The 24,990-nt window shown below is 61.5% G+C and carries 24 protein-coding genes and 5 tRNA genes; 16 read left to right on the forward strand and 13 right to left on the reverse strand.

The genetic code is table 11. The features are described from left to right. Positions 1–5: 5 nt before the first annotated feature. From N8I74_RS05765 to N8I74_RS05820, 12 genes are all read right to left on the reverse strand, one after another. Positions 6–866 (reverse strand): ATP-binding protein, encoded by an 861-nt coding sequence (locus N8I74_RS05765; protein WP_263125913.1) that lies wholly within the window; start codon positions 864–866, stop codon positions 6–8. Further along, a complete protein-coding gene (locus tag N8I74_RS05770; protein ID WP_263125914.1) occupies positions 866–1,624 on the reverse strand; it encodes a BRO-N domain-containing protein in 759 nt (252 codons plus the stop codon). The genes N8I74_RS05765 and N8I74_RS05770 overlap by 1 nt, the downstream gene beginning before the upstream one ends. Positions 1,625–1,626: 2 nt before the next feature. After that, positions 1,627–1,908 carry a hypothetical protein gene (locus N8I74_RS05775; RefSeq protein ID WP_263125915.1) on the reverse strand — a complete coding sequence of 94 codons (282 nt, stop codon included), beginning with the start codon at positions 1,906–1,908 and terminating at the stop codon, positions 1,627–1,629. 5 nt (positions 1,909–1,913) lie between these two features. After that, positions 1,914–2,390 (reverse strand): hypothetical protein, encoded by a 477-nt coding sequence (locus N8I74_RS05780; RefSeq protein WP_020200568.1) that lies wholly within the window; start codon positions 2,388–2,390, stop codon positions 1,914–1,916. A gap of 11 nt (positions 2,391–2,401) precedes the next feature. Continuing rightward, a complete protein-coding gene (locus N8I74_RS05785; RefSeq protein ID WP_020200569.1) occupies positions 2,402–2,665 on the reverse strand; it encodes a helix-turn-helix transcriptional regulator in 264 nt (87 codons plus the stop codon). A gap of 174 nt (positions 2,666–2,839) precedes the next feature. Continuing rightward, the gene (locus tag N8I74_RS05790; RefSeq protein WP_204743940.1) at positions 2,840–3,304 is read right to left on the reverse strand and encodes a hypothetical protein; all 465 of its coding nucleotides are present in this window, start codon (positions 3,302–3,304) and stop codon (positions 2,840–2,842) included. Continuing rightward, the gene (locus N8I74_RS05795; RefSeq protein WP_263125916.1) at positions 3,301–4,713 is read right to left on the reverse strand and encodes a recombinase family protein; all 1,413 of its coding nucleotides are present in this window, start codon (positions 4,711–4,713) and stop codon (positions 3,301–3,303) included. The genes N8I74_RS05790 and N8I74_RS05795 overlap by 4 nt, the downstream gene beginning before the upstream one ends. Further along, the gene (locus N8I74_RS05800) at positions 4,710–5,183 is read right to left on the reverse strand and encodes a DUF2924 domain-containing protein (protein ID WP_055451266.1); all 474 of its coding nucleotides are present in this window, start codon (positions 5,181–5,183) and stop codon (positions 4,710–4,712) included. The genes N8I74_RS05795 and N8I74_RS05800 overlap by 4 nt, the downstream gene beginning before the upstream one ends. Continuing rightward, positions 5,180–5,395, reverse strand: coding sequence for a hypothetical protein (locus N8I74_RS05805; protein WP_263125917.1), 216 nt, complete (start codon positions 5,393–5,395; stop codon positions 5,180–5,182). The genes N8I74_RS05800 and N8I74_RS05805 overlap by 4 nt, the downstream gene beginning before the upstream one ends. An 89-nt stretch (positions 5,396–5,484) precedes the next feature. Further along, complete coding sequence (locus tag N8I74_RS05810) at positions 5,485–6,345, reverse strand: OST-HTH/LOTUS domain-containing protein (RefSeq protein ID WP_095052065.1); 861 nt, start codon at positions 6,343–6,345, stop codon at positions 5,485–5,487. Positions 6,346–6,353: 8 nt separating this feature from the next. Further along, a complete protein-coding gene (locus N8I74_RS05815) occupies positions 6,354–7,283 on the reverse strand; it encodes an ImmA/IrrE family metallo-endopeptidase (RefSeq protein ID WP_263125918.1) in 930 nt (309 codons plus the stop codon). A 13-nt stretch (positions 7,284–7,296) separates the two neighbouring features. Then, a complete protein-coding gene (locus tag N8I74_RS05820) occupies positions 7,297–7,626 on the reverse strand; it encodes a helix-turn-helix domain-containing protein (RefSeq protein WP_263125919.1) in 330 nt (109 codons plus the stop codon). A 244-nt stretch (positions 7,627–7,870) separates the two neighbouring features. Here N8I74_RS05820 and N8I74_RS05825 point away from each other — a divergent pair, with 244 nt between their 5' ends. Continuing rightward, positions 7,871–9,106, forward strand: coding sequence for a hypothetical protein (locus tag N8I74_RS05825; RefSeq protein WP_263125920.1), 1,236 nt, complete (start codon positions 7,871–7,873; stop codon positions 9,104–9,106). Positions 9,107–9,109: 3 nt separating this feature from the next. Further along, complete coding sequence (locus N8I74_RS05830) at positions 9,110–10,060, forward strand: hypothetical protein (protein WP_204743936.1); 951 nt, start codon at positions 9,110–9,112, stop codon at positions 10,058–10,060. A 263-nt stretch (positions 10,061–10,323) separates the two neighbouring features. Here N8I74_RS05830 and N8I74_RS05835 read toward each other — a convergent pair. After that, positions 10,324–10,399 (reverse strand) — tRNA-Phe (locus N8I74_RS05835). Positions 10,400–10,782: 383 nt separating this feature from the next. On the opposite strand from N8I74_RS05835, the gene N8I74_RS05840 reads away from it, so the two are divergent. The 14 genes from N8I74_RS05840 to rpsL all read left to right on the forward strand — a co-directional run bounded on the left by N8I74_RS05840 (position 10,783) and on the right by rpsL (position 24,914). Then, a tRNA-Tyr gene (locus N8I74_RS05840) sits at positions 10,783–10,867 on the forward strand. A gap of 53 nt (positions 10,868–10,920) precedes the next feature. Then, positions 10,921–10,994, forward strand: a tRNA-Gly gene (locus tag N8I74_RS05845). Between the two features lie 6 nt (positions 10,995–11,000). Then, a tRNA-Thr gene (locus tag N8I74_RS05850) sits at positions 11,001–11,075 on the forward strand. A 42-nt stretch (positions 11,076–11,117) separates the two neighbouring features. Beyond that, a complete protein-coding gene (tuf, locus tag N8I74_RS05855) occupies positions 11,118–12,308 on the forward strand; it encodes an elongation factor Tu (RefSeq protein WP_263125923.1) in 1,191 nt (396 codons plus the stop codon). A gap of 50 nt (positions 12,309–12,358) precedes the next feature. Continuing rightward, positions 12,359–12,434, forward strand: a tRNA-Trp gene (locus N8I74_RS05860). A 68-nt stretch (positions 12,435–12,502) separates the two neighbouring features. Further along, positions 12,503–12,856, forward strand: coding sequence for a preprotein translocase subunit SecE (gene secE, locus N8I74_RS05865; RefSeq protein ID WP_263125924.1), 354 nt, complete (start codon positions 12,503–12,505; stop codon positions 12,854–12,856). Positions 12,857–12,875: 19 nt separating this feature from the next. Continuing rightward, on the forward strand, positions 12,876–13,409 hold the full coding sequence (gene nusG / locus N8I74_RS05870; protein WP_263125925.1) for a transcription termination/antitermination protein NusG: 534 nt from the start codon (positions 12,876–12,878) through the stop codon (positions 13,407–13,409). Between the two features lie 92 nt (positions 13,410–13,501). Further along, positions 13,502–13,933 (forward strand): 50S ribosomal protein L11, encoded by a 432-nt coding sequence (gene rplK / locus N8I74_RS05875; protein ID WP_263125927.1) that lies wholly within the window; start codon positions 13,502–13,504, stop codon positions 13,931–13,933. After that, positions 13,934–14,629, forward strand: a complete 696-nt coding sequence (gene rplA / locus N8I74_RS05880) for a 50S ribosomal protein L1 (RefSeq protein ID WP_263125928.1) — start codon at positions 13,934–13,936, stop codon at positions 14,627–14,629. A 219-nt stretch (positions 14,630–14,848) separates the two neighbouring features. Continuing rightward, the gene (gene rplJ / locus N8I74_RS05885; RefSeq protein ID WP_263125929.1) at positions 14,849–15,346 is read left to right on the forward strand and encodes a 50S ribosomal protein L10; all 498 of its coding nucleotides are present in this window, start codon (positions 14,849–14,851) and stop codon (positions 15,344–15,346) included. 42 nt (positions 15,347–15,388) lie between these two features. After that, positions 15,389–15,763, forward strand: coding sequence for a 50S ribosomal protein L7/L12 (gene rplL / locus N8I74_RS05890; protein ID WP_263125930.1), 375 nt, complete (start codon positions 15,389–15,391; stop codon positions 15,761–15,763). Between the two features lie 162 nt (positions 15,764–15,925). After that, positions 15,926–20,095, forward strand: a complete 4,170-nt coding sequence (gene rpoB, locus N8I74_RS05895) for a DNA-directed RNA polymerase subunit beta (RefSeq protein WP_263126720.1) — start codon at positions 15,926–15,928, stop codon at positions 20,093–20,095. Positions 20,096–20,170: 75 nt separating this feature from the next. Continuing rightward, entirely contained in the window at positions 20,171–24,364 is a 4,194-nt protein-coding gene (gene rpoC, locus N8I74_RS05900; RefSeq protein WP_263125931.1) for a DNA-directed RNA polymerase subunit beta', read from the forward strand. Between the two features lie 175 nt (positions 24,365–24,539). Then, a complete protein-coding gene (gene rpsL, locus N8I74_RS05905; protein ID WP_263125932.1) occupies positions 24,540–24,914 on the forward strand; it encodes a 30S ribosomal protein S12 in 375 nt (124 codons plus the stop codon). Positions 24,915–24,990: the final 76 nt, after the last annotated feature.

The following is a 24,990-nucleotide window of genomic DNA, read 5'->3' on the forward strand; positions in this document are numbered from 1 at the left end:
GGCGATTACTCCTTGGATTCGGTGGTGTTTTCAGTAGTGGGGGTGCCGGTGCTAACGGGCATGGGCAATGGCGACTGGCCTGCGCACTTGGCGATCAGTGCGCCGAGATGCGGCGGCTCCAGCAGGTCGAGGCGACCGCTGCGGTCTTTGGCCGGAAAGCCGTAGGGATTGACGGTGTGCGTGATGAAGGCTCGGTAGGCACTGCCGTCGTCGGCCTTGATCTCGGCCAGCGTCACGACCTCATCGACGATGCCGGGCAGCTCCAGACTGGTCTTGCTGCCTTCGATCTGCGGCACGAACACCTTGCGGTTGTAGTCATCGAGACGTTCGTCGAGGATGGCGACGAACACCACGTTCTTGCCGCGTGCGTGCTGCAGATGTGTCAGTGCGCCGATCATTTCCTGGCCAAGCAGGCCATATGCGGCGCGCAGATCGGGTTTACCGGAACGGTCGCTGGTGGCTCCGGGTTGCGTCTTGCACCACGCGAAGCACTGCCGGGACAACTGCGTGATCGAGTCGAGGAAGAAGGTCTGGTAGCGGTCGAGCTGCGTCGGGTTGCCAAATTTCTCGATGACGTGGTCGTAATGCGCCTGCGAAAACGCGCTCTCCGGCGGCAGTGACTTGTCCGGGCCTGCGAGGAACACGAAAAAGTCGCGGCTTTCCGGCCACGATGCCGGGCGGATGGTGTCGCCCGGCCAATCGGCCACGGCGAGATCGCCCGCCTCAATATCGAGGAACAAGGTGGTGGCAGGGTCGAGGTCTTTGAGCCGGGTGGTCTTGCCGATGCCGGACTTGCCCAGCATCAGCAATTTCACACCCTTGCGTTCGGCCAAGCGCTGCTGCGCGGAAATGATCGGGAGGGACATCACGCCACCTCCTTCAGTTGTTCCGCGACCGCCGGATTCCAGAGGATTTGGTAGCCGCTGTGACCGTTGCGCGAGTACGGCATGGCTTCGGCCCATGCTTCACCGGCCTCGGTCAGTTCCCACTCGTCCCGGTCGTTACGGAACTGAAGGCCGCCGGATGCCAGCAACTGGTTCGTGGCTTTGGCTGAGTGACTCAGCAATTTGCCGAGCTGTGTGGCGTTGAGCGAGCAGATAGGCTCGTTGGCGGCAGGCAAAGCGCGGCGCAGCACTTCCGTGGTCAGGCCGGTGTTTTCCTGAATGCAGGTCAACGTGGCAGCCATTGCAATGCCGGTCTTGACGCCCGGTACCTTGGCGACCGCCTCGCCGATCAGCAGGATGGCGGTGACGCGATCTTGGGTTGGCGCGGGCAAGGCAGCCATCGTGGCGGCGGCGGAATACGCGCCTGTCTTGCGGATTGCAGGCAGCACTTCACCGGTGATCCAGCGCTTGAAACGCTTGGCGGCATCCTTGGTGCTGCCGAGGATCAGGGCGTAAAGCCCCGACTCGTTGACGTGGTTTTGGCGTTGACGGCCACCCGCCGTAAGGGTCTCCAATTTTTGGAGATCCTCGGCATCGACGTGGGACTTAATCGCCTGAGACGGATTGCCCATCTCCAGCGCGTCGCAGACATCGGTGGCGTTGAACCACGGCTGCCCGAATTCATCGACCTGGACGCGCACGGCGTGCGCTTCGAACTGGAAGGGAATGATCGCGCTCATGATCAGTCCTCCCACGACACGTCGGCGATACGGTCGGCTCCACGCGCGGCACGTTTGCGTACCTCGGTGTGGAGTTCTTCCAGCGCGGTGCGGCGACGACCGAGCGCCAGCGATTCCGCGTTGGCCGTCTGGATGGCAAAAGCCAGCTCGTCCACAGTGGCGGCATCAAGCGGGACAACGACGTCCTTGCCGTCCGCGCGGCGATACCGGATTTCGTCAGGGAGGTGTTCGCCGTAGATGGACGGCAGCTGTTGACGCAGCGAGGCGATGAGATTGGTGCTCATGGTCATTACTCCGAATCGATGGAAAGGGTGAAAGACGGCTTGCCGGAATCCACGGTGCGAGCGGCGGCGAACTGCTGTTGCAAAGCAGGCGGCCAGTTCGTGAAGCGGGATTCGGAGACGGACAACTTGATGTCGAGGTAACCCTCGACCTTCTCGCCTGAGGCGACGATGCGTTCAGCGATCTCAGCCAGTTGCTTCTGATCCCAGCTGACCTTCTTGGGTAGCTCGAACTTCAGGTGCAGCGGGCCATCGCTGATGTGTGCGGTGCCGAAGTCACGGCCGGACTCGCGCAGCGCGGTGCGTGCCTGCTCGCCGTAGCACTGATCCAGTGCCGCGTCGAACTTGGTGCGCGCCTTCTTCAGCCAGTCGATGGCTGCATCGAGGTTCTTGTCGATCTCGTGTTTCTGCGCGGGCGGCAATGCGGCCAGTTGGCTGACGGACATCTCGGCGATGTCGGCGGGGAAGATGGTGATGTCATTCATCGCATCTCTCCTCAAACAGCCGCGCGTTCGGATGTCGAGTCGTGCAGAGCTTCGCGCTCAAACTCGAGGATCGCGTCGACCGGGTAGCCGACACGCTTGGACAGCTTCAGGTAGCGTGGACCGCGACCCTCACTGCGCCAGCGCTGCAAAGTCTTGGGGCTCACGCCCCAGCGTTGCGCGAGCTCGTTCTCGTTGAGCACGCGGCGATCACCGGGTGACATGGTGTTGATCGCCTGCTGTGGCGACCGGGGGATACCGCTGGTTGGTGTCTGCATGGAATGCTCCTGTGACGTTGTTGAGTAACAGGTGTCATTCCAAACCTCGGGTGGCGAACCTTTAAGGGACGCAATGGCGAACCACGATGGAACTCCAGGTTCGCCAATGGCCCAGGGCAGAAAAGCAAACGGCGAGCACATGGCTCGCCGTCATCGAGTGTGTCTGGAGGCAGATCAGGCGTCGGGGAAACCGAGCAATCGACGCTGCGCAGCCCAATCGCGCGGCAGTTGCTCTTGGCGGCCACGCAAGGTGTGCAGATTCAAGTGGCGTGGCTGACGTCCTTCGAATATCGCCTCCACGATATCGGGGGCCAGCATGGTCATGCGCAAGACCTCGGCAGCCCAGCCCGGCTCCACTTTCATGGCGTGCGCCAAGTCCGTTGTCGTCGAGTAGGTGCCATCGTCGATCAAGCGCTTCCAGTAGAAGGCCTTGCCCAGCGTTTTGATCATCGGCACATCGAAGCCACCGATTCGGTCCGCGATCTCGGGGGCTGGCGGTATCAGCAGCTTCCGATTCTGGCGGCGCTTGATCGTCAGGGGCACCAAGGTGACCCGCTGCCCCTCGCTGACATAACTGCGCGCCTCGGCTCCGACCTCGATACGGACGGCGCGCTGGCGCTGGTGAGTTGTGGCATTCATGCCAAAGCCTCCTCGACACGTTCTTGGGTCTCTTCGATCAAGGGATGCGTGCTGATGTCTGCACCGAATCCGATCCAACCGTCCTCCCGCCAAACGATATCCAGGCCGTGCCCGTGTAGTTGCACGCGTTCGATCAGCAGCCGTGTGATCCGTTGCTGCTCGGCAGGGAACAGTTGCGACCACACGTCACCGATGCGCTGCATGGCGACCACCACCTGTGCCTCGTCCAGCGTCGACCCCGCCGGATGCTGCTGGCAGGATCTCCACACTGCGATCAGCATTTGCGGCGATGAGAGCGCAGCATGGATTTGCGCCAACACGGCATCTTCAATCTCGGCGGCTGGCAGGTGGCCCACGTCCGGGGTATGCGGAGCCAGGCTGGCACCTGCGTTGCGCCGCTTGTGCAGGTAAGGCACGTAGTAGCGGTACTGCCGACCATTTTTCTTTTTGACGAAGGAGTGCAACATGCGTTGGCCATCCGGTGCAAACAGAAGTCCCGCCAGCAGTGCCGGATGCTTGGCTCGGTGTTCGCGCGGTGCCTGCTTTCGCCTCTCAATGAACGCATGTGCCGCATCCCACAATTCTTGAGAAATGATGGGGTCGTGCTGGGCCGAGTACCACGTCTCGTGATTGCAGATTTCGCCGAGGTAAATGCGGTTACGCAGCAAGGTGAAGAGGTACTGCTGATCGATGCTGCGCCCCAATCGCTCCCGACCGGACTGGGTGACCCATGCCTTGGTGGTATGCCCTTCGATTTCCAGTTCGCGGACGAGTCGCGCAGCCGAGCCGTGCTCGGCATAGCGGCGGAAGATGTCACGCACCAGCGCGGCTTCACGTTCATTGATGACGAGCTTGCGTTCGACCACGTCGTATCCAAGAGGCGGGACTCCGCCCATCCACATGCCCTTGGCCTTGCTGGCGGCGATCTTGTCGCGGATGCGTTCGCCCGTGACCTCGCGTTCGAACTGCGCGAATGACAAAAGGATGTTGAGCGTCAATCGCCCCATCGATGTGGTGGTGTTGAACTGCTGCGTGACCGCGACAAAGGAGACGCCGTTGCGGTCGAAGACCTCGACCAGCTTTGCGAAGTCCGGCAGGCTGCGCGTGAGGCGGTCGATTTTGTAGACGACCACGGTATCGATCTTCCCCGCCTCGATGTCGATCATCAGTCGGCGCAACCCGGGCCGTTCCATGTTGCCGCCAGAGTAGCCGCCGTCGTCGTATCCGTCATCGACGGCTATCCAGCCTTCATGCCGTTGGCTTGCAATGAAGGCCAATCCTGCATCACGCTGTGCCTCGAGGCTGTTGTATTCCTGATCGAGGCCTTCGTCAGTGGATTTGCGGGTGTAGACGGCGCAGCGCTTCTTTGGCGTGACTGCGGGAATCTGGTTTCGACGCACAGAGCTCATGCTGCCCCCTTCTTCGAAGCTGGTGCCTTCAAACCAAAGAACACCGGGCCTGACCAATGGCTGCCTGTGATGCGCTTGGCCACAGCGGACAGGCTCTTGAAGCGTTGCCCCTGGTACTCGAAGTCATTCGATCCGCGCACCAGCACACGATGTTCAATGTCGTCGTAGATGCGTGTCAGGACGGTACCGGGCAGTAGGCGTTGGCTATCGCCGCGCAGTTGCTTGGGCAAGATGCCGGTTTCCCCAACCTCCTCGAGCTTCTTACGCAGTGACGGTTTCAAACCACCAAACGCACGCTCTTGCATCCGGTAGGCCAGGCGACTTTCCAGCCAGACCCGATGGTGGTGATTCGGCCGTTCATCGAAATGGTCGTCCCAGAGAGCCCAAAGATCATCCATCGAAAGATGGGGAATAGCCGCGACGCGGGCGGCGACTGAGGCGGGCGTTGGTGAGGTTGCGTGTGCTGTCATGGGCGAACTCCGTTGTTGTGATCGGGGTTCGCATTCACGCGCTGTTGGCCGGGGAAGCCAAGGCAAACCTGCTCGCTGTTTTTGGTGATGTCGCGCGATTGGCGGGCACGAAGGCGCAGCAGCGCGGCAGCCAACAGATCAGCGATTTCTTGATGCCCGTGCCGTGGCCGGTCAGGTGATGTGCAAATGGAGATAGGTTCGATTTCTGTCATGGCAAGCGTTCCGATGGAAAACGCTGCTCATGCTAGAAACCAAGGGCACTTCGCGTAACGTGATTTAGCGTGAGTGCGCGGGTTTGGCGCTATGTCTCTTTGGGCCTATACCAAGCCGCGCGCTGGCCATTCACTTCCCGATACCGAAGCTCGAAAAGGCGGGATTCGTGCACGACCTGCCGCCAACTGCTGCACCCATACTTGGCCGGCAGTTGATCGGGATACCTTTCTGCAATCCATCGTCCAGCAGTAGCGACCGGCGTCCACTCGTCGACAGCCAACTGATCTGCCGCTTCACGCAATGCGCGAACAATTCCGGCTGCGGGCCAATCCACCGAGCCATCCGGCGCTATGCCGTTGATCACCAGATCGCGGAAGGCATCGGACTGGGCAAACTCCGCCGCCAGACGACGGGCCTGATCCATGTGCTCCGCCCAGCCTCGCAGTTGCTCAAAGTGTTGATCGACGCGACTGTAGGCCGCGACCAAGGACTCTTGCGCACCACGGCATCCGTCCAGACTCCAAAGGTCGTGCTGGTCGATAAAGTGGTGCACCAGGTTGTTCCGCAGCAGAACTAGTTCCTTCAGATCGTTTTGCGTCGTATCGAAATCCTCGGCAGACATCCGCAAGCTCATCTTCATCTTGAACGAGATGATGTTGTCGGGCGCATCTGGTTCGGCGACCTCGTCTTGGTCGCCGCTGGTGACATACGTTCCGAGCAGCGTGCCAACCAACGTACCCAGAGTCTTGTTTGCGGCATCCGCAATGCGCTCCGCCTGGTTCGATTCGAGGGGTGATCCTGACGCGGAGATTTCGTGGTGGGCCACGATGGCCTTCATCAATTGTTCGTACTGCTGCAGACGCAAGAGACAACGGCCCAGCATTCGTTGCACCTCGCGTTGCAAGGTCTGCAGTTCTTCATCTATGGGTTGGATCGGTAAGCCTGTCATCGAGGGACTCACCGTACTGGCAATTGCCCGTTCGAGACGAACTGATCGAAGCTGTCAAAGCTCTCGCCGTCTTGCCAAGACCGATCCCATGATCGTGGTTCAGCACTTTCCAGTAGCAAAAGGGTCAGGACGCGATCTCCTGTGGTGTAGCTGTGCTTGAACTCGCGCAACTTCATGTGTGGTGCCTCCTCCGGGCACCAGATCGCGACAGACATCTCCGTGCCATCCCACTCCTGCTCAACGGTGGAATCAGCAGCCAGGGTGCCGGGTAATGGTTCCTGCGGATCGTCAGTGCGCCGAATGCGGGCGCGCGTCTTGACCGCGCTGCTGCTGCGCCATTCGTACTTCACGAAACCGTTGTCCCAATAGACAAGGATTGCCCGCTGCGTGGTGAATTTGATGAACCGAATGCACAGCGCCTCGAACGACACCTGGAACCGTTTGGCAAGGGCGCTCAGGACATGCAAGTCGATGCGCTGGTTCGAGATCCACTCGCGCAGCAAGTCGCCAGGCATCAGCAGGTTGCTGGCAAAGTCGTCCGCCTCACGTTCGATGACACGGATAGTGTCAGCGCCGGAGTACACGCTTTCCTTGTCGCAGTTGAAACTTTGCCGCTGATCGCGGTGAAGGATGAAGTGGCCCAGTTCGTGGGCGATGGTGAAACGCTGGCGTTCGGGGTTTGCCTTGCCGTTATAGAAGATGCCCCACTCTGCGGTGTCCTGTGGGTTGCGCACCAACATGCCTTCGCAGCTATTGATGTCCAGCACCATCGGGGCCTTGATCTCCCGCACCCCTTTGCCGTAAGGCGTCTCTGGAAGCATTTGCCGGACGACTTCCAGATCCACGGCATCCGGCATGCCGTCGGCGTGCCACGCCCGCAACCATCTCAAGACGGTGCTGGCCGCGATGGAACCGGTTAGGGGCTGGGATGAGCTCAATTATCAGACCGCCTTAGTTCTTGTCGGGGAACATGATTTTGAGTGCCTGACGGTAACGATCCTTCTCCTCGTCCGTCATTCCAGCGTACTCGCGGAAGAAGGCCACATCTTCTGGACTGGCCTGAGGAACCTGTTCAATAGGCTCGCCCATGATGTCCTCCATCGTCACGCCCAGCACCCTGGCCAAGGCCTGGACCCGTTCAGCGGAGGGACGCTGGTCGTCCTTCATCTCCAGTTCCCATATATACGCCTTGGTACAGCCGACTTCGTCGGCGACCTGTTGCAAGGTCAATTTCTTCGCCTCGCGTAAGCGTCGCAGGCGTGCTCCGAACGCTGAAGCCATAGCGATGCTCCTGTAGGGGAAAACAGTCAGTTAACAAAAACAAGACCGCCAGTATAGCCGCGAGATACAAATAAGGTCTAGATGTGCCGCTTTGATTGACAAGCGGAAATCTGAGGTTCAGAATCGCGCTTGTATCTCGCTACTTTACTTATGCGAGGTGCGTGTTCAGTAACCCAGTCGCTGGCCAGTGCAGTCCGTACATCGGTCACAGACCTTCGACGCCGATCCAGAAAGGACGATCAAGATGAAGAAGACCTTTGTCGACGTGATGCTCGAGCTGCCGGTGGACGCCACGCTGCGCGACTTCTTGACCACCCACAGCCTGCCTGTGCCCGATGGCTTTGCCTGGGATGACACACCGGAGACCAGCCAGTTTCTGCTCGAAGCGGTCAAAGTCTGGCCCGACATTGCTGCCCGTGACCGGATGACGGCAAACCTCATGGCCAGCGTTCAGTTGGGCGATGCGGCAGGTAAGCAGGCGATGTTTGAGGCGGCCGTGGCCGATGGTGCTGCGCTGGCTGGCTTGGCGCTATGCGCAAGTGACATCCACCGTTCCTTCTGGCTCTACGTCCACCACCCGGCGCTGTTCGAACGCGCCTATGACTTCAGCTTTTGGGAACAGCATGGGCAGCAGACGCAGCAATACGACCTTGGCTTGAAACGCCAACCGAACGGTTCGGATGCCAATCTGACAGCGTTGCGTCATGCCATCTCGGCTTTCTACAAGCGCGAACTGCAATGCGGAGACGGCAGCGTGGCGCACTTGGTCGAGCGCAGTCCGGGGGTGTTCCTGTTGTCGGTCCATGTCAAGGACATGGCGATGCTGCGCCTGGAGTTCGAGGGGGCGACCCTGAAGCGCCGTGTCGGCAACCCCAACATTCACATGGTGCTGGAGTACGCCAAGTCCACCGGTGTCGTGCGCACGCTGGTGCGCGGCGGGGCAAAGTATCAGCAAATGCTGGTCGAGGCCTTCGCGGAGCATGTGCTGGGCGTGAAAGCGAGTGCTCACAAAATCAAGTCGCCGACGCTGGATTTGTCGATGCTGCGCACCGGATTCGATGTGCCAGAGGCCTTTGAGGACGGCTTCTCGATGGTTCAGTTGAAGGCACTCACCCTGCTCAGTCCTGACACGGCGCTGAAGATCGAATGCACGGCGATGCAATCCAGCCAGCAACGCTCGGTGCACGATTTGCTGAAGGAAAAGCTACCGGGCCCGCTGGAGGGTCAGTGGGCGGTGACAGCGGCACAGGTCAATCTCTATTACCCACCCGAGCCGGGCAGGACTCGCCCCAAGGTGGTCACCATCGAAGTGACCAGCAAAGGGCGGCTGAACCTGCACAAGTTCGACGCCAAGATGCAGGCGCAGCTGGAAGGCTACCTAGTTGCGGTGGGTATCTTGCAGAAGGGCCAGACCCTCAGTGCCCAGGAATTGCCGCCAGAGACCGACGCGGTCAGTTCATCATCGGCCTTCGAGGACTGATCAATGGCGACGCACGATGCCTGGGCCCTGGTTTGCCGGCTGTTCGCAGGCGGCACGCCGGTGCTGCGGGCCACGCTTTCGCCACGCGAGGTATCTGCTTTGTCTGTGCTCGGCAAAGCCGTCAGGCCAACAGTGGTGGATCAGTCTTTTATGCTCTGCCCCCACTGTCAGCAGCATCGGGCGCAGGTCTGGGGCGATGGACGGGGCGGTCGGATCTGCCGGTGCCCGGAGTGTGGCCAGGTTCCTGTCGAGGCAATCGACGGTGCGGCGTTGGCCCTGGACGAAGACTGGCTGCGGCAGAAAATGCGCCTCGCGCTCGACATCGAGAGCCGCGACGACATCGATGACTTGGGCGACGGTGTTTGGCGGCTCGGTAACGCACGCAGCTCTCCGGTAGTGCTGGCCCGAGATCTGACGAGAGTGCTGCATGAGCCGTCCTTGCTGGATCGTGTCCGGGTGGCGGGAAGCAACATCCGAGTCATCACCCCCAGGCCGCGCACGACTCGTGGATCGCCCTTCGGCTCCGGTGTTGAATGGCTGGCGCTGGAAGAACGATTCACGTTCTATGGAGGCGGAATCACCTTCATACCCTCGGTGCCGTCTGCAGTGCCAGCAGTGGCCGATCCGGCTGCGCCAGTGAACGGGCCGTTCTCGGCCGACTTCAAATGGGCAACGCTGCCGGATGTGCAGGCCACACCGATCCGGTTCACCGATGGTCAGGCCAAGGTGTTCGAAGCGCTCTGGTCGTTCAAGGGGGCCGAGGTGAACGGCGAAAGGATCATGCAGCGCGCTGGCCAGAAGAGCGACAAGCCGATTGACCTGTTCAAGATCAAGTCGAAGGACAAGGGCAAGCCGGAGCACGAGGCTCGACTGGCGGCCTACGGAGCACTCGTCGTCACGCAGCAACGCGCAGGCTTGTATTCCATGCCTTGCGCGGCGGCAGTGTTGGCGTGACGGACTGCTGCTCCAAGCAAGCCCGACAACGAATGGCAATGGCACGCGCACAAATCATGGTCGCGAAAGGCCATGTGCGTGTGCCACGGCGAAGAAGTTAGCGCCGATTTCGAGAGAAGAGAGGGCGGAACGGAGGGCAACTGGGGATGTTACTGCCAGACCAAAGGACCCCGGTCGCACACGCAGAATGTGCGGAAACCCCGCGTGTCATGCGGGAAGCACAAATGAAAACGCCCAACTGAGAACAGTTGGGCGCTGAATTTTGGTGGCCAGGGGCAGAATCGAACTGCCGACACGCGGATTTTCAATCCGCTGCTCTACCAACTGAGCTACCTGGCCGCTGAGAGAGGCGCATTAAACACCATGGGTCAGGCGGTGTCAACGGTTCATTCGCTGAATTTGAATAAGGCTGGATGAGCTGCATGCGGCGTCGACGCGGCCGGCCCATCAGCAGCGGCTGACTCGCTACGGGCTTGCATTATATGAACGCGGGTGCTGGTGTTGGCATGCCAGCCGGACTGGCTTTGCATCTGCTAAAAGCCGGGCGCCCAAGATCACAACCTGGCGCATTTTGCAGGCTGCAAAGCGGTGTGTGCGATGCGCTGTAAGTTGCCTGGTGCCATTTTCCTTTCAGGATCAACCACGTAGCGTCGGATTGATTGCGCTGGATGAAAAAGGTTTGACACCGCCTGGGTCGTTATCCATAATGCGCGTCTCTTGCAGGAGGGGTTCCCGAGCGGTCAAAGGGATCAGACTGTAAATCTGACGGCACTGCCTTCGAAGGTTCGAATCCTTCCCCCTCCACCAGATTAGCTGCTTCGCGGTGTGAAGATTGTGTGCTGCTAGTGAGACTGAAGCCTGCGGGTGTAGCTCAATGGTAGAGCAGAAGCCTTCCAAGCTTACGACGAGGGTTCGATTCCCTTCACCCGCTCCAAGACGCGCCGATGTAGCTCAGGGGTAGAGCACTCCCTTGGTAAGGGAGAGGTCATGGGTTCAATTCCCATCATCGGCTCCATTTTTTCGCTGGCATATTTCAGGTTCTCGAGAAGGAAATATCATGGCAAAAGAAAAGTTCACGCGGACGAAGCCGCACGTCAACGTTGGCACGATCGGTCACGTCGACCACGGCAAGACCACGTTGACCGCCGCCATCACCACCATCCTGTCCAAGAAGTTCGGTGGTGAAGCCAAGGGCTACGACCAGATCGACAGCGCGCCGGAAGAAAAGGCCCGCGGCATCACGATCAACACCGCGCACGTCGAGTACGAAACCGCCACCCGCCACTACGCCCACGTCGACTGCCCGGGCCACGCTGACTATGTGAAGAACATGATCACCGGCGCGGCACAGATGGACGGCGCGATCCTGGTGTGCTCGGCCGCTGACGGTCCGATGCCGCAAACCCGCGAACACATCCTGCTGGCCCGCCAGGTGGGCGTGCCGTACATCATCGTGTTCCTGAACAAGTGCGACATGGTGGACGACGCCGAACTGCTCGAGCTCGTCGAAATGGAAGTGCGCGACCTGCTGTCCAAGTACGACTTCCCGGGCGACGACATTCCGCTGATCAAGGGTTCCGCGCTGAAGGCGCTGGAAGGTGACCAGTCCGAGATCGGTGAGCCGGCGATCTTCCGTCTGGCCGAGGCGCTGGACAGCTACATTCCGCAGCCGGAGCGGGCGATCGACCTGCCGTTCCTGATGCCGATCGAAGACGTGTTCTCGATCTCGGGTCGCGGCACCGTGGTGACCGGCCGTGTCGAGCGTGGCATTGTCAAGGTGGGCGAGGAAATCGAGATCGTCGGGATCAAGCCGACCACCAAGACCACCTGCACCGGCGTGGAAATGTTCCGCAAGCTGCTGGACCAGGGCCAGGCTGGCGACAACATCGGCGCGCTGCTGCGCGGCACCAAGCGTGAAGAAGTCGAGCGTGGCCAGGTGCTGGCCAAGCCGGGTTCGATCACGCCGCACACCAAGTTCACGGGTTCGGTGTACGTGCTGAGCAAGGAAGAGGGTGGTCGTCACACCCCGTTCTTCAACGGCTATCGTCCGCAGTTCTACTTCCGGACCACGGACGTGACCGGTTCGGTCGAGCTGCCGGCGGGCACCGAGATGGTGATGCCGGGTGACAACGTGGAAGTGACGGTGTCGCTGATCGCGCCGATCGCGATGGAGCAGGGTCTGCGCTTCGCGATCCGCGAAGGTGGCCGTACCGTCGGCGCCGGCGTCGTCGCCAAAGTCATCGAGTAAATACTTCACAAGAAAGGGTAGGGTTATGTATAATCCTGCCCTTTCCCTGTAGGCGAGTAGCTCAATTGGTAGAGCACCGGTCTCCAAAACCGGGGGTTGGGGGTTCGAGACCCTCCTCGCCTGCCACGGTTTAGATTCAGGGCCGTCCCAGGGTGGGTCGGCCCTGCAACTATCCGCAGTCCAGAACTAGGCCCATGGAAAGCGTAGATAAATTCAAGGTTGTGGCAGCGCTGCTGCTGGTCGTCGTCGGGGTGGGAGGGTATTACGCCCTGCCCGCGGATCAGGGAGTGTTGCGAGTCCTGGCGGTTGTGTTGGGTTTGGCATTGGCTGCGATGGTGATGTGGTTTTCCCAGCCGGGCCGTTCTTTTGTCGACTACGCGCGCGATTCCGTGAAGGAGGCGCAGAAGGTAGTTTGGCCCAGCAAGAAAGAAACCTGGCAGATGACCGGGATCGTGTTCCTGTTCGTTGGCGTATTGGCGCTGTTTATGTGGTTGGTGGATACGGGTCTGGCTTGGGTGTTCTATGACCTCATTCTTGGGCGCGACTGATGCACGGACGGGGTGATTGATGGGTATGCGTTGGTATGTGGTGCACGCTTATTCCGGTTTTGAGAAGAGCGTGCAAAAGGCATTGAAGGAGCGTATCGAGCGTGCTGGTGTCCAGCATATGTTCGGGCAGATCCTGGTGCCGGTGGAAGAGGTGGTCGAGGTCAAGGGTGGGCGCAAGGCGCTGACCGAGCGCAAGCTCTTTCCCGGTTATATCTATGTCGAAATGGATATGACCGACGAGACCTGGCATCTGGTCAAATCCACCGCCAAGGTGACGGGCTTCGTCGGTGGGGTGGGCAATCGCCCGACGCCGGTGCCGCAGCGCGAGATGGATGCCGTGCTCAAGCAGATCCAGGAAGGGGTCGAGAAGCCCCGTCCCAAGGTGCTGTTCGAGGTGGGTGAGGTGTTGCGCGTCACCGATGGTCCGTTCGCCGATTTCAATGCCACCGTCGAGGATGTCGACTACGACAAGAGCCGGCTCAAGGTGTCGGTGTTGATCTTCGGACGCGCAACTCCGGTGGACGTTGATTTTGCGCAGGTCGAGAAGGTCTAGGCTCGTCCTGTCGTTGGTTGCCGGCCTGTGGGCCGGCTTAGGTTGGGGAGCGGGGTCCTGCCCTGCGTTTGAACCCGTTTGAGGAGTAAATCGTGGCAAAGAAGATTGTCGGCTACATCAAGCTGCAAGTGCCCGCTGGCAAGGCCAACCCGTCGCCCCCGATCGGTCCGGCGCTCGGTCAGCGCGGTCTGAACATCATGGAATTCTGCAAGGCGTTCAACGCCCAGACCCAGGGCGTCGAGCCGGGTCTGCCGATCCCGGTGGTGATCACCGCCTACGCGGACAAGTCCTTCACCTTCGTGATGAAGACGCCGCCGGCCACCATCCTGATCAAGAAGGCCGCCGGTATCCAGAAGGGCTCCAGCAAGCCGCACACCGACAAGGTCGGCACCATCACGCGCGCTCAGCTGGAAGAGATCGCCAAGACCAAGCAGCCGGATCTGACCGCTGCCGACATGGACGCCGCGGTGCGTACCATCGCCGGTTCCGCTCGTTCCATGGGCCTGAATGTGGAGGGCGTGTAAATGGCTAAGGTTTCCAAGCGTCTGGCCGCACTGAAGGCCGCTGTCGATCGCAACAAGCTGTACGCCGTCGACGAAGCCCTGTCGCTGATCAAGGGTGGCGCGACCGCCAAGTTCAATGAATCCATCGATGTCGCCGTCAATCTCGGCGTCGATCCGCGCAAGTCGGACCAAGTGGTCCGCGGCGCCGTGGTGCTGCCCAAGGGGACCGGCAAGAGCGTTCGCGTGGCCGTGTTCACCCAGGGTGCCAATGCCGAAGCCGCCAAGGCCGCCGGTGCCGACATCGTCGGCTTCGAAGACTTGGCCGAGCAGGTCAAGGCCGGCAACATCGATTTCGACGTGGTGATCGCTTCGCCCGATGCGATGCGTATCGTCGGCCAATTGGGTCAGATCCTTGGCCCGCGTGGCCTGATGCCGAACCCCAAGGTCGGCACCGTGACGCCCAATGTCGCAGAAGCGGTCAAGAATGCCAAGGCTGGTCAAGTTCAGTACCGGACCGACAAGGCCGGTATCGTCCATGCCACCATCGGTCGCGCGTCGTTCGACGTGGCCGATCTGAAGGAAAATCTGAGCGCGTTGATCGACGCACTGCAAAAGGCCAAGCCGGCTGCAGCCAAGGGCATTTATTTCCGGAAGCTCGCCGTGTCCAGCACCATGGGCGTGGGCGTGCGCGTGGATACCCTGTCGGTTACGCAATAACGCACTTTGGGCTCGTGCCGGCCTGCCGGCACGGGATTGTCAAAGACCGTAGGCGCCCTTCGGGGCTTAATCGGGGGCCGCAAAGGCCCGCAGCCCACGCAGACGGTGTGCCCAGTCAAGGTTTTGTTCGAAAGCATCCGCTTTCGCAATCTCCTGAATGAAGGTCGCCGTTGGGGGTGCGGAACATCGCACCGTATCTCTTGCTAATGGAGGTAGACCTTGAGTCTCAATCTCGAAGACAAGAAGGCCGTCGTGGCTGAGATCGCGGCAGAAGTTGCCAAGGCTCAGACCATCGTTGTGGCCGAGTATCGGGGTATCGGGGTTGCCAACATGACTCAGTTGCGCAAGCAGGCGCGTGAGTCCGGCGTTTACCTGCGTGTTCTGAAGAACACGCTGGCTCGCCGTGCGGTCCAGGATACGCCGTTCGCCGGTCTGGCCGACCATATGGTCGGTCCGCTGGTGTACGGCATCTCTGAAGACCCGGTTGCCGCAGCCAAGGTACTGAACAGCTTTGCCAAGAAGGACGACAAGATCGTCATCAAGGCCGGTGCATATGACGGCAACGTGCTCAACGCCGCCCAGGTCGGCGAGCTTGCCTCGATCCCGAGCCGCGAAGAGCTGCTGTCCAAGCTGCTGTACGTCATGAAGGCGCCGCTGTCGGGCTTTGCCCGCGGTCTTGCCGCCCTGGCGGAAAAGAAGCAGGCCGAAGCCGCTTAAACCCATACCTCATCTGTTTAAAGATTTCAGGAGTAGTTTCAAATGGCACTGTCCAAAGAAGATATCCTCGAAGCCGTTGCCGGTCTGACCGTGATGGAACTGAACGACCTGGTGAAGGCGTTCGAAGAGAAGTTCGGCGTGTCCGCCGCTGCCGTTGCCGTTGCTGCTGGCCCGGCTGCCGGTGGTGCTGCCCCGGTTGAAGAGAAGACCGAGTTCGACGTGATCCTGACCGGCGCTGGCGCCAACAAGGTTGGCGTCATCAAGGTGGTGCGTGAAGTGACCGGCCTGGGCCTGAAGGAAGCCAAGGATCTGGTCGACGGCGCGCCGAAGCCGGTTAAGGAAGCCATCGCCAAGGCCGACGCCGAAGCGATCCAGAAGAAGCTGGTCGAAGCGGGTGCTACCGCGGAAGTCAAGTAATACGCAGTTCGATTGCAAGTACGGCAGGCGGAGTGATCCGCCTGCCATTTTGCGTTTGTCCGTTCAGGGTGGTTCCAACCTGCAGGCGGCAAACCGGAAACCGCGCCTCAAGGCGTTTTGCGGTTTGTCCTTTGCGCCTCACCCCATGGAGAGCTTGTGAGTATGAATTACTCGTTCACTGAGAAGAAACGCATTCGTAAGAGCTTTGCGAAGCGGGCCAGTGTGCTCGACGTGCCGTTCCTTCTCGCGACCCAGATCGACTCCTATACCGACTTCCTGCAGCAGGAAGTACCGGTTGCCGAGCGCAAGAACGCGGGCCTGCAAGCCGCGTTCACCTCCATCTTTCCGATCGTTTCGCACAACGAGAATGCCCGGCTGGAGTTCGTGCATTACAACTTGGGTGAGCCCCCGTTCGACGTGATCGAGTGTCAGCAGCGCGGCATCACCTTTGCCGCCCCGCTGCGCGCACGCGTACGGCTCGTGATCATGGATCGCGAAGCGGCCAAGCCGACCGTGAAGGAAGTGAAGGAGCAGGACGTCTATTTCGGCGAGATCCCGCTGATGACGCGTAACGGCTCGTTTGTGATCAACGGCACCGAGCGCGTGATCGTCTCGCAGCTGCACCGCTCGCCGGGCGTGTTCTTCGAACACGACAAGGGCAAGACGCACAGCTCGGGCAAGCTCTTGTTCTCGGCCCGCGTGATTCCGTACCGCGGTTCGTGGCTGGACTTCGAGTTCGACCCGAAGGACATGCTGTTCTTCCGGATCGACCGCCGTCGCAAGATGCCGGTCTCCATCCTGCTCAAGGCACTGGGGTACACCCCGGAGCGTGCGCTGGTCGAGTTCTACGATACCGACACCTTCATGATGAGCAAGGATGGTCTGTACCTGGAGCTGGTGCCCGAACGCCTGAAGGGCGAAGTCGCCAAGTTCGACATCGTTTCCGACGACGGCAAGGTGCTGGCGCAGGAAGGCAAGCGCATCACTGCCAAGACCATCCGCGACATCCACAATGCCGGCCTGAAGAAGCTGCCGGTGCCGATCGACTTCCTGATCGGCCGTGTGCTGGCGCACGACGTGGTCAATGCCGACACTGGCGAGGTGATCACCCGCGCCAACGAGGAAATCACCGAGGACACGGTGGTCAAGTTCGAGCAGGCGGGTGTGGCGCAGGTCAAGGTGCTGTACGTCAACGACCTGGACCAGGGCGCTTATATCTCCGCCAGCCTGCGCGCCGATGAAACCGCCGACCAGTACGCTGCGCGCGTGGCGATCTACCGGATGATGCGGCCGGGCGAGCCGCCGACCGAGGACGCCGTCGAAGGGCTGTTCCAAGGGTTGTTCTTCTCCGAAGACCGGTACGACCTGTCGGCCGTGGGCCGCATGAAATTCAACCGCCGCGCCTACGCCGAGCTCGACGAGAAGTCGCCGGGCTGGCGCCGCCGCTTCACCGAGCGCGCCAGCGAGCTGGGCGATCATGGCCCGGGCGTGCTGTCGGTGGACGACATCATTGCTGTGATCGGCATCCTGATCGAGTTGCGCAACGGGCGTGGCGAAGTGGACGACATCGATCACCTGGGCAATCGCCGGGTGCGTTCGGTGGGCGAATTGGCCGAGAACCAGTTCCGTGCCGGTCTCGTGCGCGTCGAGCGCGCCGTGAAGGAGCGCCTGTCGCAGGCCGAGTCCGACAACCTGATGCCGCACGACCTGATCAACGCCAAGCCGGTCTCGGCCGCGATCAAGGAATTCTTCGGCTCGTCGCAGCTGTCGCAGTTCATGGACCAGACCAACCCGCTGTCCGAGATCACGCACAAGCGCCGTGTCTCGGCACTGGGCCCGGGTGGTCTGACCCGCGAGCGCGCCGGTTTCGAGGTGCGCGACGTGCACCCGACCCACTATGGCCGCGTCTGCCCGATCGAAACGCCGGAAGGCCCGAACATCGGTCTGATCAACTCGCTGTCCTGCTACGCCCGCACCAACGAGTACGGTTTCCTGGAAACGCCGTACCGCCGTGTGGTCAGCGGCAAGGTGACCGAGCAGATCGACTACCTGTCGGCGATCGAGGAAGGCAAGTACGTGATCGCCCAGGCCAACGCTGAAGTGGGCGAGGACGGTACGCTGACCGATGAGCTCGTCACCTGCCGTGAGCATGGCGAAACCATCATGGCGAGCCCGGACCGGGTGCAGTACATGGACGTGGCGCCGAGCCAGATCGTGTCCGTCGCCGCTTCGCTGATTCCGTTCCTCGAGCATGACGACGCGAACCGCGCGCTGATGGGCGCCAACATGCAGCGCCAGGCCGTACCGTGCCTGCGCGCCACGGCGCCGTACGTCGGTACCGGTATCGAGCGCACCTGCGCGGTCGACTCGGGTACCGCCGTGGCTGCGCTGCGCGGCGGGGTGGTCGACTATGTCGACGCCAACCGGATCGTGGTCCGTGTCAACGACGACGAAACCCTGCCGGGCGAAACCGGCGTGGATATCTACAACCTCGTCAAGTTCACCCGTTCCAACCAGAACACCAACATCAACCAGCGCCCGATCGTGAAGAAGGGCGACAAGATCGCCCGCGGCGACGTGGTGGCCGACGGCGCGTCGACCGATCTTGGCGAAATGGCACTCGGTCAGAACATGACCATCGCCTTCATGCCGTGGAACGGCTACAACTTCGAAGATTCGATCCTGATCTCCGAAAAGGTGGTTGCCGACGACCGCTACACCTCGATCCATATCGAGGAGCTGAACGTGATGGCCCGCGACACCAAGCTTGGGCCCGAGGAAATCACCCGCGACATCTCCAACCTGTCCGAGCGCATGCTGGGCCGGCTGGACGAGTCGGGCATCGTCTACATCGGTGCCGAGGTCGAGGCCGGCGACGTGCTGGTCGGCAAGGTCACGCCCAAGGGCGAAACCCAGCTGACGCCGGAAGAGAAGCTGCTGCGCGCGATCTTCGGCGAGAAGGCGTCCGACGTGAAGGACACCTCGCTGCGCGTGCCGTCCGGCATGACCGGCACGGTGATCGACGTGCAGGTGTTCACCCGTGAGGGCGTGGAGCGCGACAAGCGCGCCCAGTCCATCATCGACGAGCAACTGCGCCGCCATCGCCAGGATCTGAACGATCAGCTGCGGATCGTCGAGAACGATCTGTTCGAGCGGATCGGTCGCATGCTGGCCGGCAAGGTCGCCAATGGCGGGCCGAAGCGTCTGGCCAAGGGAACGCCGATCACTGCCGAGTATCTGGCCGATCTGCCGTCCAAGCACGACTGGTTCGATATCCGGCTGGCGGATGAGGAAGCCGCGCGCCAGCTCGAGGCGATGAAGGACCTGATCGCGCAGATGCGTGCCGACTTCGATCTGAAGTTCGAGGACAAGAAGCGCAAGCTGACCCAGGGCGACGAGCTGCCGCCGGGCGTGATCAAGATGGTCAAGGTCTACGTGGCCGTGAAGCGCCGGTTGCAGCCGGGCGACAAGATGGCCGGCCGTCACGGCAACAAGGGTGTGGTCTCGAAGATCCTGCCGGTGGAAGACCTGCCGTACATGGCAGACGGCACCCCGGTCGACATCGTGCTCAACCCGCTGGGTGTGCCGTCGCGGATGAACATCGGCCAGATCCTGGAAGTCCACCTCGGTTGGGCGGCCAAGGGCATCGGTCAGCGCATCGACGCGATGCTGCGCGAAGCGCGTCAGGCCAAGGAAGTACGTGGCTACCTTGAGAAAATCTACAACTCGGCCGGTAAGACCGAAGAGATCGCCGCGCTTACCGACAAGGAAGTGCTCGATCTGGCACAGGGTCTGCGTACCGGCATGACCTTTGCTAGCCCGGTATTCGACGGCGCCAAGGAAGCCGAGATCCGCACCATGCTGGATATCGCCTATCCGGATGACGATGTCCACACGCAATTGCTGGGCTTCAACGACAGCAAGACGCAGATGCAGCTGTTCGACGGCCGCACCGGCGAGCCGTTCGAGCGCAAGGTCACTGTGGGCGTGATGCACTACCTCAAGCTGCACCACCTGGTCGACGACAAGATGCACGCGCGTTCGACCGGCCCGTACTCGCTGGTCACGCAGCAGCCGCTGGGCGGCAAGGCGCAGTTCGGTGGTCAGCGCTTCGGGGAAATGGAAGTGTGGGCGCTGGAAGCGTATGGCGCTGCCTATACGCTGCAGGAAATGCTGACGGTGAAGTCGGATGATGTGAACGGCCGGACCAAGGTCTACGAGAACATCGTCAAGGGCGATCACCGTATCGACGCCGGCATGCCGGAGTCCTTCAACGTGCTGGTGAAGGAAATCCGCTCGCTTGGCATCGATATCGATCTGGAAACCTATTGATCGTGTGAGGTGTGAGGGGTGTCCCGACGCGGGCGCCTCACACCTGACTCCTCACCCTCACAGGAGAAAGATTCAATGAAAGGCTTACTCGAGCTCTTCAAGCAAGTCACGCAGGACGAAGAATTCGACGCGATCAAGATCGGGCTCGCTTCGCCCGAGAAGATCCGTTCCTGGTCGTACGGCGAAGTCAAGAAACCGGAAACCATCAACTACCGTACCTTCAAGCCCGAGCGCGACGGCCTCTTTTGCGCCCGCATCTTCGGCCCGATCAAGGACTACGAGTGCCTGTGCGGCAAGTACAAGCGCCTGAAGCACCGCGGTGTGATCTGCGAGAAGTGCGGCGTCGAGGTGACGCTGTCCAAGGTGCGCCGCGAGCGCATGGGGCACATCGAGCTGGCTAGCCCGGTCGCGCACATCTGGTTCCTGAAGAGCCTGCCGAGCCGGCTGGGCATGGTACTGGACATCCCGCTGCGCGATATCGAGCGCGTGCTGTACTTCGAAGCGTTCATCGTGATCGAGCCGGGCATGACCCCGCTCAACCGCGGCCAGCTGCTGACCGAGGACGACTATTTCAACAAGGTCGAGGAATACGGCGACGAATTCGTCGCGATGATGGGCGCCGAGGCCGTGCGCGAACTGCTCAAGAGCCTCAACAGCGACCAGGAGATCGCCACCCTGCGCCAGGAGCTGGAATCGACCGGCTCCGACACCAAGATCAAGAAGATCGCCAAGCGCCTGAAGGTGCTGGAGGCGTTCCAGCGCTCGGGCATCAAGCCTGAGTGGATGATCATGGATGTGCTGCCGGTACTGCCGCCGGAACTGCGTCCGCTGGTGCCGCTGGATGGCGGCCGCTTCGCCACGTCCGATCTGAACGACCTGTATCGCCGCGTCATCAACCGGAACAACCGCCTGAAGCGTCTCTTGGAACTGCGTGCGCCCGACATCATCGTGCGCAACGAAAAGCGCATGCTGCAGGAATCGGTCGATTCGCTGCTGGACAACGGCCGTCGCGGCAAGGCGATGACCGGTGCCAACAAGCGCCCGCTGAAGTCGCTGGCCGACATGATCAAGGGCAAGGGCGGCCGTTTCCGTCAGAACCTGTTGGGCAAGCGCGTCGACTACTCCGGCCGTTCGGTGATCACGGTGGGCCCGTACCTGCGTCTGCATCAGTGCGGCCTGCCCAAGCTGATGGCGCTGGAGCTGTTCAAGCCCTTCATCTTCCACAAGCTGGAGGTACTGGGCCTTGCCACCACCATCAAGGCGGCCAAGAAGATGGTCGAGTCCCAGGAAGCGGTGGTGTGGGACATCCTGGAAGAAGTCATCCGCGAGCATCCGGTGCTGCTGAACCGTGCGCCGACGCTGCACCGCCTCGGCATCCAGGCATTCGAGCCCGTGCTGATCGAAGGCAAGGCGATCCAGCTGCATCCGCTGGTCTGCGCGGCGTTCAACGCCGACTTCGACGGTGACCAGATGGCCGTCCACGTGCCGCTGTCGCTGGAAGCGCAGATGGAAGCGCGCACGCTGATGTTGGCGTCCAACAACGTGTTGTCGCCCGCCAACGGCGAGCCGATCATCGTGCCGTCGCAGGATATCGTGCTCGGCCTCTACTACATGACCCGCGAGGCAACCAACGCGCGTGGCGAGGGAACGCCGTTTGCCGACGTGGCCGAAGTGCACCGCGCCTACGCCAGCAAGGCGGTCACGCTGCAGACCCGCATCTCGGTGCGGTTGAAGGAGTGGTACAAGGACGACAGCGGTGACTGGCAAAGCCGTCTGGTGCGCAAGAACACCACGGTCGGCCGCGCGATCCTCTCCGAGATCCTGCCGCGAGGTCTTGACTTCAGCTACATCGACAAGGCGCTGAAGAAGAAGGAGATCGGCCGCCTGATCAATGCCTCGTTCCGCAGCTGCGGCCTCAAGGACACCGTGGTGTTCGCCGACCAGCTGATGTACACCGGCTTCAGCTACTCGACCCGCGGCGGCATCTCGATCTGCGTCGACGACATGCTGGTACCCAAGGAAAAGGCCGAACTGCTGGCGGCCGCCAACGCCGAAGTGAAGGAGATCGAGCAGCAATACACCGCCGGTCTCGTGACCCAGGGCGAACGCTACAACAAGGTCGTTGACATCTGGGGTCGCGCTGGCGACCAGATCGCCAAGGCCATGATGGCGCACCTGGGCAAGGAAAAGGTCGTCAATGCCGAAGGCAAGGAAGTCGACCAGGAGTCGTTCAACTCGATCTACATGATGGCCGACTCGGGCGCGCGGGGTTCCGCAGCGCAGATCCGTCAGCTGGCCGGCATGCGGGGCCTGATGGCCAAGCCGGACGGCTCGATCATCGAGACGCCGATCACCACCAACTTCCGCGAAGGCCTGACCGTTCTGCAGTACTTCAACTCGACCCACGGCGCCCGCAAGGGCTTGGCCGATACCGCGTTGAAGACCGCGAACTCCGGTTACCTGACCCGTCGTCTGGTCGACGTGACGCAGGATCTGGTGGTGACCGAGGACGATTGCGGCACCAAGCACGGCGTGACCATGAAGGCCGTGGTGCAGGGTGGCGATGTGATCGAAGCACTGCGCGACCGGATTCTGGGGCGCGTGGCCGCGGTGGACATCATCGACCCGGCCAGCCAGGAAACGGTGATCGAAGCCGGCATGATGCTGACCGAAGAGCTGGTCGAGAAGATCGATGGCATCGGCGTGGACGAAGTCAAGGTGCGCACGCCGCTCACCTGCGAAACCCGTTATGGCCTGTGTGCCAGGTGCTACGGCCGCGATCTGGGCCGCGGCAACCTCGTCAACTCGGGCGAAGCGGTCGGCGTCATCGCCGCGCAGTCGATCGGCGAGCCGGGCACCCAGCTGACCATGCGGACCTTCCACATCGGTGGTGCGGCGTCGCGGGCTGCGGCAGCCAGCCAGATCGAAACCAAGTCCAACGGCAGGATCGCCTACAGCGCCAACATGCGCTACGTCACCAACGTGAAGGGCGAGCCGGTGGTCATCGCACGTTCGGCCGAAGTGCTGGTGCTGGACGACCAAGGGCGCGAGCGTGAGCGGCACAAGGTGCCGTACGGCGCCACGCTGCTGGTGAAGGACGGCGACGCGGTCAAGGCCGGCACCGTGCTCGGCACCTGGGATCCGCACGCGCGCCCCATCATCACCGAGTACGCCGGTCAGGTGAAGTTCGAGAACGTCGAGGAAGGCATCACTGTCGTCAAGCAGGTGGACGACGTGACCGGCCTGTCGACCCTGGTGGTGATCAACGCCAAGAGCAAGGCCGGTTCCAAGGGCGTGCGGCCGTTGGTCAAGCTGCTCGACGAGCGTGGCAACGAAGTCAGGCTCACCGGCACCGAGACCCCGGTCACCATCGGCTTCCAGCCGGGCGCCATCATCACGGTGAAGGACGGCCAGCAGGTCGGCGTGGGTGAAGTGCTGGCGCGGATTCCGCAGGAATCGGCCAAGACTCGCGACATTACCGGCGGTCTGCCGCGCGTGGCCGAGTTGTTCGAGGCGCGTTCGCCCAAGGATGCCGGCATGCTGGCCGATGTCACCGGCACCATCAGCTTCGGCAAGGAGACCAAGGGCAAGCAGCGTCTGGTGATCACCGATCCGGACGGCACGCCGCATGAATACCTGATCCCGAAGGAAAAGCACGTGATGGTGCACGACGGGCAGGTGGTCAACCGCGGTGAAATGATCGTCGACGGCGCCATCGATCCGCATGACATCCTGCGTCTGCAGGGCATCGAGGAACTGGCACGTTACATCGTCCAGGAAGTGCAGGAGGTGTACCGGCTGCAGGGCGTGAAGATCAACGACAAGCACATCGAAGTGATCGTGCGGCAGATGCTGCGGCGCGTGGTCATCTCTGATCCGGGCAACTCCGAGTTCATCCAGGGTGAACAGGTCGAGCGTGCCGAAGTGCTGATCGCCAACGACAAGCTGGTGGCCGAGGGCAAGGAAGCGGCCAAGTTCGACAACGTGCTGCTCGGGATCACCAAGGCTTCGCTGTCGACCGATTCGTTCATCTCGGCGGCGTCGTTCCAGGAGACCACGCGCGTGCTGACCGAGGCCGCCATCATGGGCAAGGTCGATGATCTGCGCGGTCTGAAGGAGAATGTGATCGTCGGTCGTCTGATCCCTGCCGGTACCGGTCTGGCCTATCACCGCAGCCGCAAGCATCAAGGCAGCGCCAACTTGTTCGATCTGGGCGAGGAGGTGCAGGCCGGAGAAGCCGCCACCGTCAGCAGCGAGGAGACGTTCTGACGCAGCTGACTTGACGGCAAGGGCTTGATTTTCTTAAAATCCCGAGTCTTTTTCGGCGACACCCGGCTTTCCGGGTGTCGCCCGCTTCATTTGGGGCGTCGGTAACCGTTTTTTTTCCGGCGCAGCAAACAGGTCCCCCGGCAACGGGGGGTTTCAAACTGAGGAAGTTGAATCAATGCCAACCATCAACCAACTGGTCCGCAAGGGCCGTGAGAAGGAAGTGGCCAAGAGCAAGGTTCCCGCGCTCGAAGCCTGCCCTCAAAAGCGTGGCGTATGCACCCGTGTGTATACGACGACGCCGAAGAAGCCGAACTCCGCGTTGCGTAAAGTGTGCAAAGTGCGTCTGACCAACGGGTTCGAAGTGATTTCGTACATCGGCGGTGAAGGCCACAATCTGCAGGAACACAGCGTGGTGCTGATCCGCGGCGGCCGGGTGAAGGACTTGCCTGGTGTGCGTTACCACACCGTGCGCGGTTCGCTGGATACCGCCGGCGTCAAGGATCGCAAGCAGGCCCGTTCCAAGTACGGTGCCAAGCGTCCGAAGGCGTAAGCCCGGCACGCTACGGCGGCAGGCCGCATCAGTGGCGCCGTCGAGTAAGTGGTCGTCCCGCTGGACGGCCGTGGGG

The organism is Chitiniphilus purpureus (assembly GCF_025642115.1).
In the GTDB taxonomy this organism is placed as follows: Bacteria; Pseudomonadota; Gammaproteobacteria; order Burkholderiales; family Chitinibacteraceae; genus Chitiniphilus; species Chitiniphilus purpureus.

Excerpts from the sequence above, each read along its gene's own strand:
- rplL (WP_263125930.1), top strand. The coding sequence starts at position 15,389 with ATGGCACTGTCCAAAGAAGATATCCTCGAAGCCGTTGCCGGTCTGACC.
- N8I74_RS05825 (WP_263125920.1), top strand. The coding sequence starts at position 7,871 with ATGAAGAAGACCTTTGTCGACGTGATGCTCGAGCTGCCGGTGGACGCC.
- secE (WP_263125924.1), top strand. The coding sequence starts at position 12,503 with ATGGAAAGCGTAGATAAATTCAAGGTTGTGGCAGCGCTGCTGCTGGTC.
- N8I74_RS05805 (WP_263125917.1), bottom strand. The coding sequence starts at position 5,395 with ATGACAGAAATCGAACCTATCTCCATTTGCACATCACCTGACCGGCCA.
- N8I74_RS05810 (WP_095052065.1), bottom strand. The coding sequence starts at position 6,345 with ATGACAGGCTTACCGATCCAACCCATAGATGAAGAACTGCAGACCTTG.
- N8I74_RS05830 (WP_204743936.1), top strand. The coding sequence starts at position 9,110 with ATGGCGACGCACGATGCCTGGGCCCTGGTTTGCCGGCTGTTCGCAGGC.
- N8I74_RS05790 (WP_204743940.1), bottom strand. The coding sequence starts at position 3,304 with ATGAATGCCACAACTCACCAGCGCCAGCGCGCCGTCCGTATCGAGGTC.
- rpoC (WP_263125931.1), top strand. The coding sequence starts at position 20,171 with ATGAAAGGCTTACTCGAGCTCTTCAAGCAAGTCACGCAGGACGAAGAA.
- nusG (WP_263125925.1), top strand. The coding sequence starts at position 12,876 with ATGGGTATGCGTTGGTATGTGGTGCACGCTTATTCCGGTTTTGAGAAG.
- N8I74_RS05775 (WP_263125915.1), bottom strand. The coding sequence starts at position 1,908 with ATGAGCACCAATCTCATCGCCTCGCTGCGTCAACAGCTGCCGTCCATC.
- N8I74_RS05780 (WP_020200568.1), bottom strand. The coding sequence starts at position 2,390 with ATGAATGACATCACCATCTTCCCCGCCGACATCGCCGAGATGTCCGTC.
- rpoB (WP_263126720.1), top strand. The coding sequence starts at position 15,926 with ATGAATTACTCGTTCACTGAGAAGAAACGCATTCGTAAGAGCTTTGCG.
- rplA (WP_263125928.1), top strand. The coding sequence starts at position 13,934 with ATGGCTAAGGTTTCCAAGCGTCTGGCCGCACTGAAGGCCGCTGTCGAT.
- N8I74_RS05800 (WP_055451266.1), bottom strand. The coding sequence starts at position 5,183 with ATGACAGCACACGCAACCTCACCAACGCCCGCCTCAGTCGCCGCCCGC.
- rpsL (WP_263125932.1), top strand. The coding sequence starts at position 24,540 with ATGCCAACCATCAACCAACTGGTCCGCAAGGGCCGTGAGAAGGAAGTG.
- N8I74_RS05765 (WP_263125913.1), bottom strand. The coding sequence starts at position 866 with ATGTCCCTCCCGATCATTTCCGCGCAGCAGCGCTTGGCCGAACGCAAG.
- N8I74_RS05795 (WP_263125916.1), bottom strand. The coding sequence starts at position 4,713 with ATGAGCTCTGTGCGTCGAAACCAGATTCCCGCAGTCACGCCAAAGAAG.
- tuf (WP_263125923.1), top strand. The coding sequence starts at position 11,118 with ATGGCAAAAGAAAAGTTCACGCGGACGAAGCCGCACGTCAACGTTGGC.
- N8I74_RS05770 (WP_263125914.1), bottom strand. The coding sequence starts at position 1,624 with ATGAGCGCGATCATTCCCTTCCAGTTCGAAGCGCACGCCGTGCGCGTC.
- N8I74_RS05820 (WP_263125919.1), bottom strand. The coding sequence starts at position 7,626 with ATGGCTTCAGCGTTCGGAGCACGCCTGCGACGCTTACGCGAGGCGAAG.
- N8I74_RS05785 (WP_020200569.1), bottom strand. The coding sequence starts at position 2,665 with ATGCAGACACCAACCAGCGGTATCCCCCGGTCGCCACAGCAGGCGATC.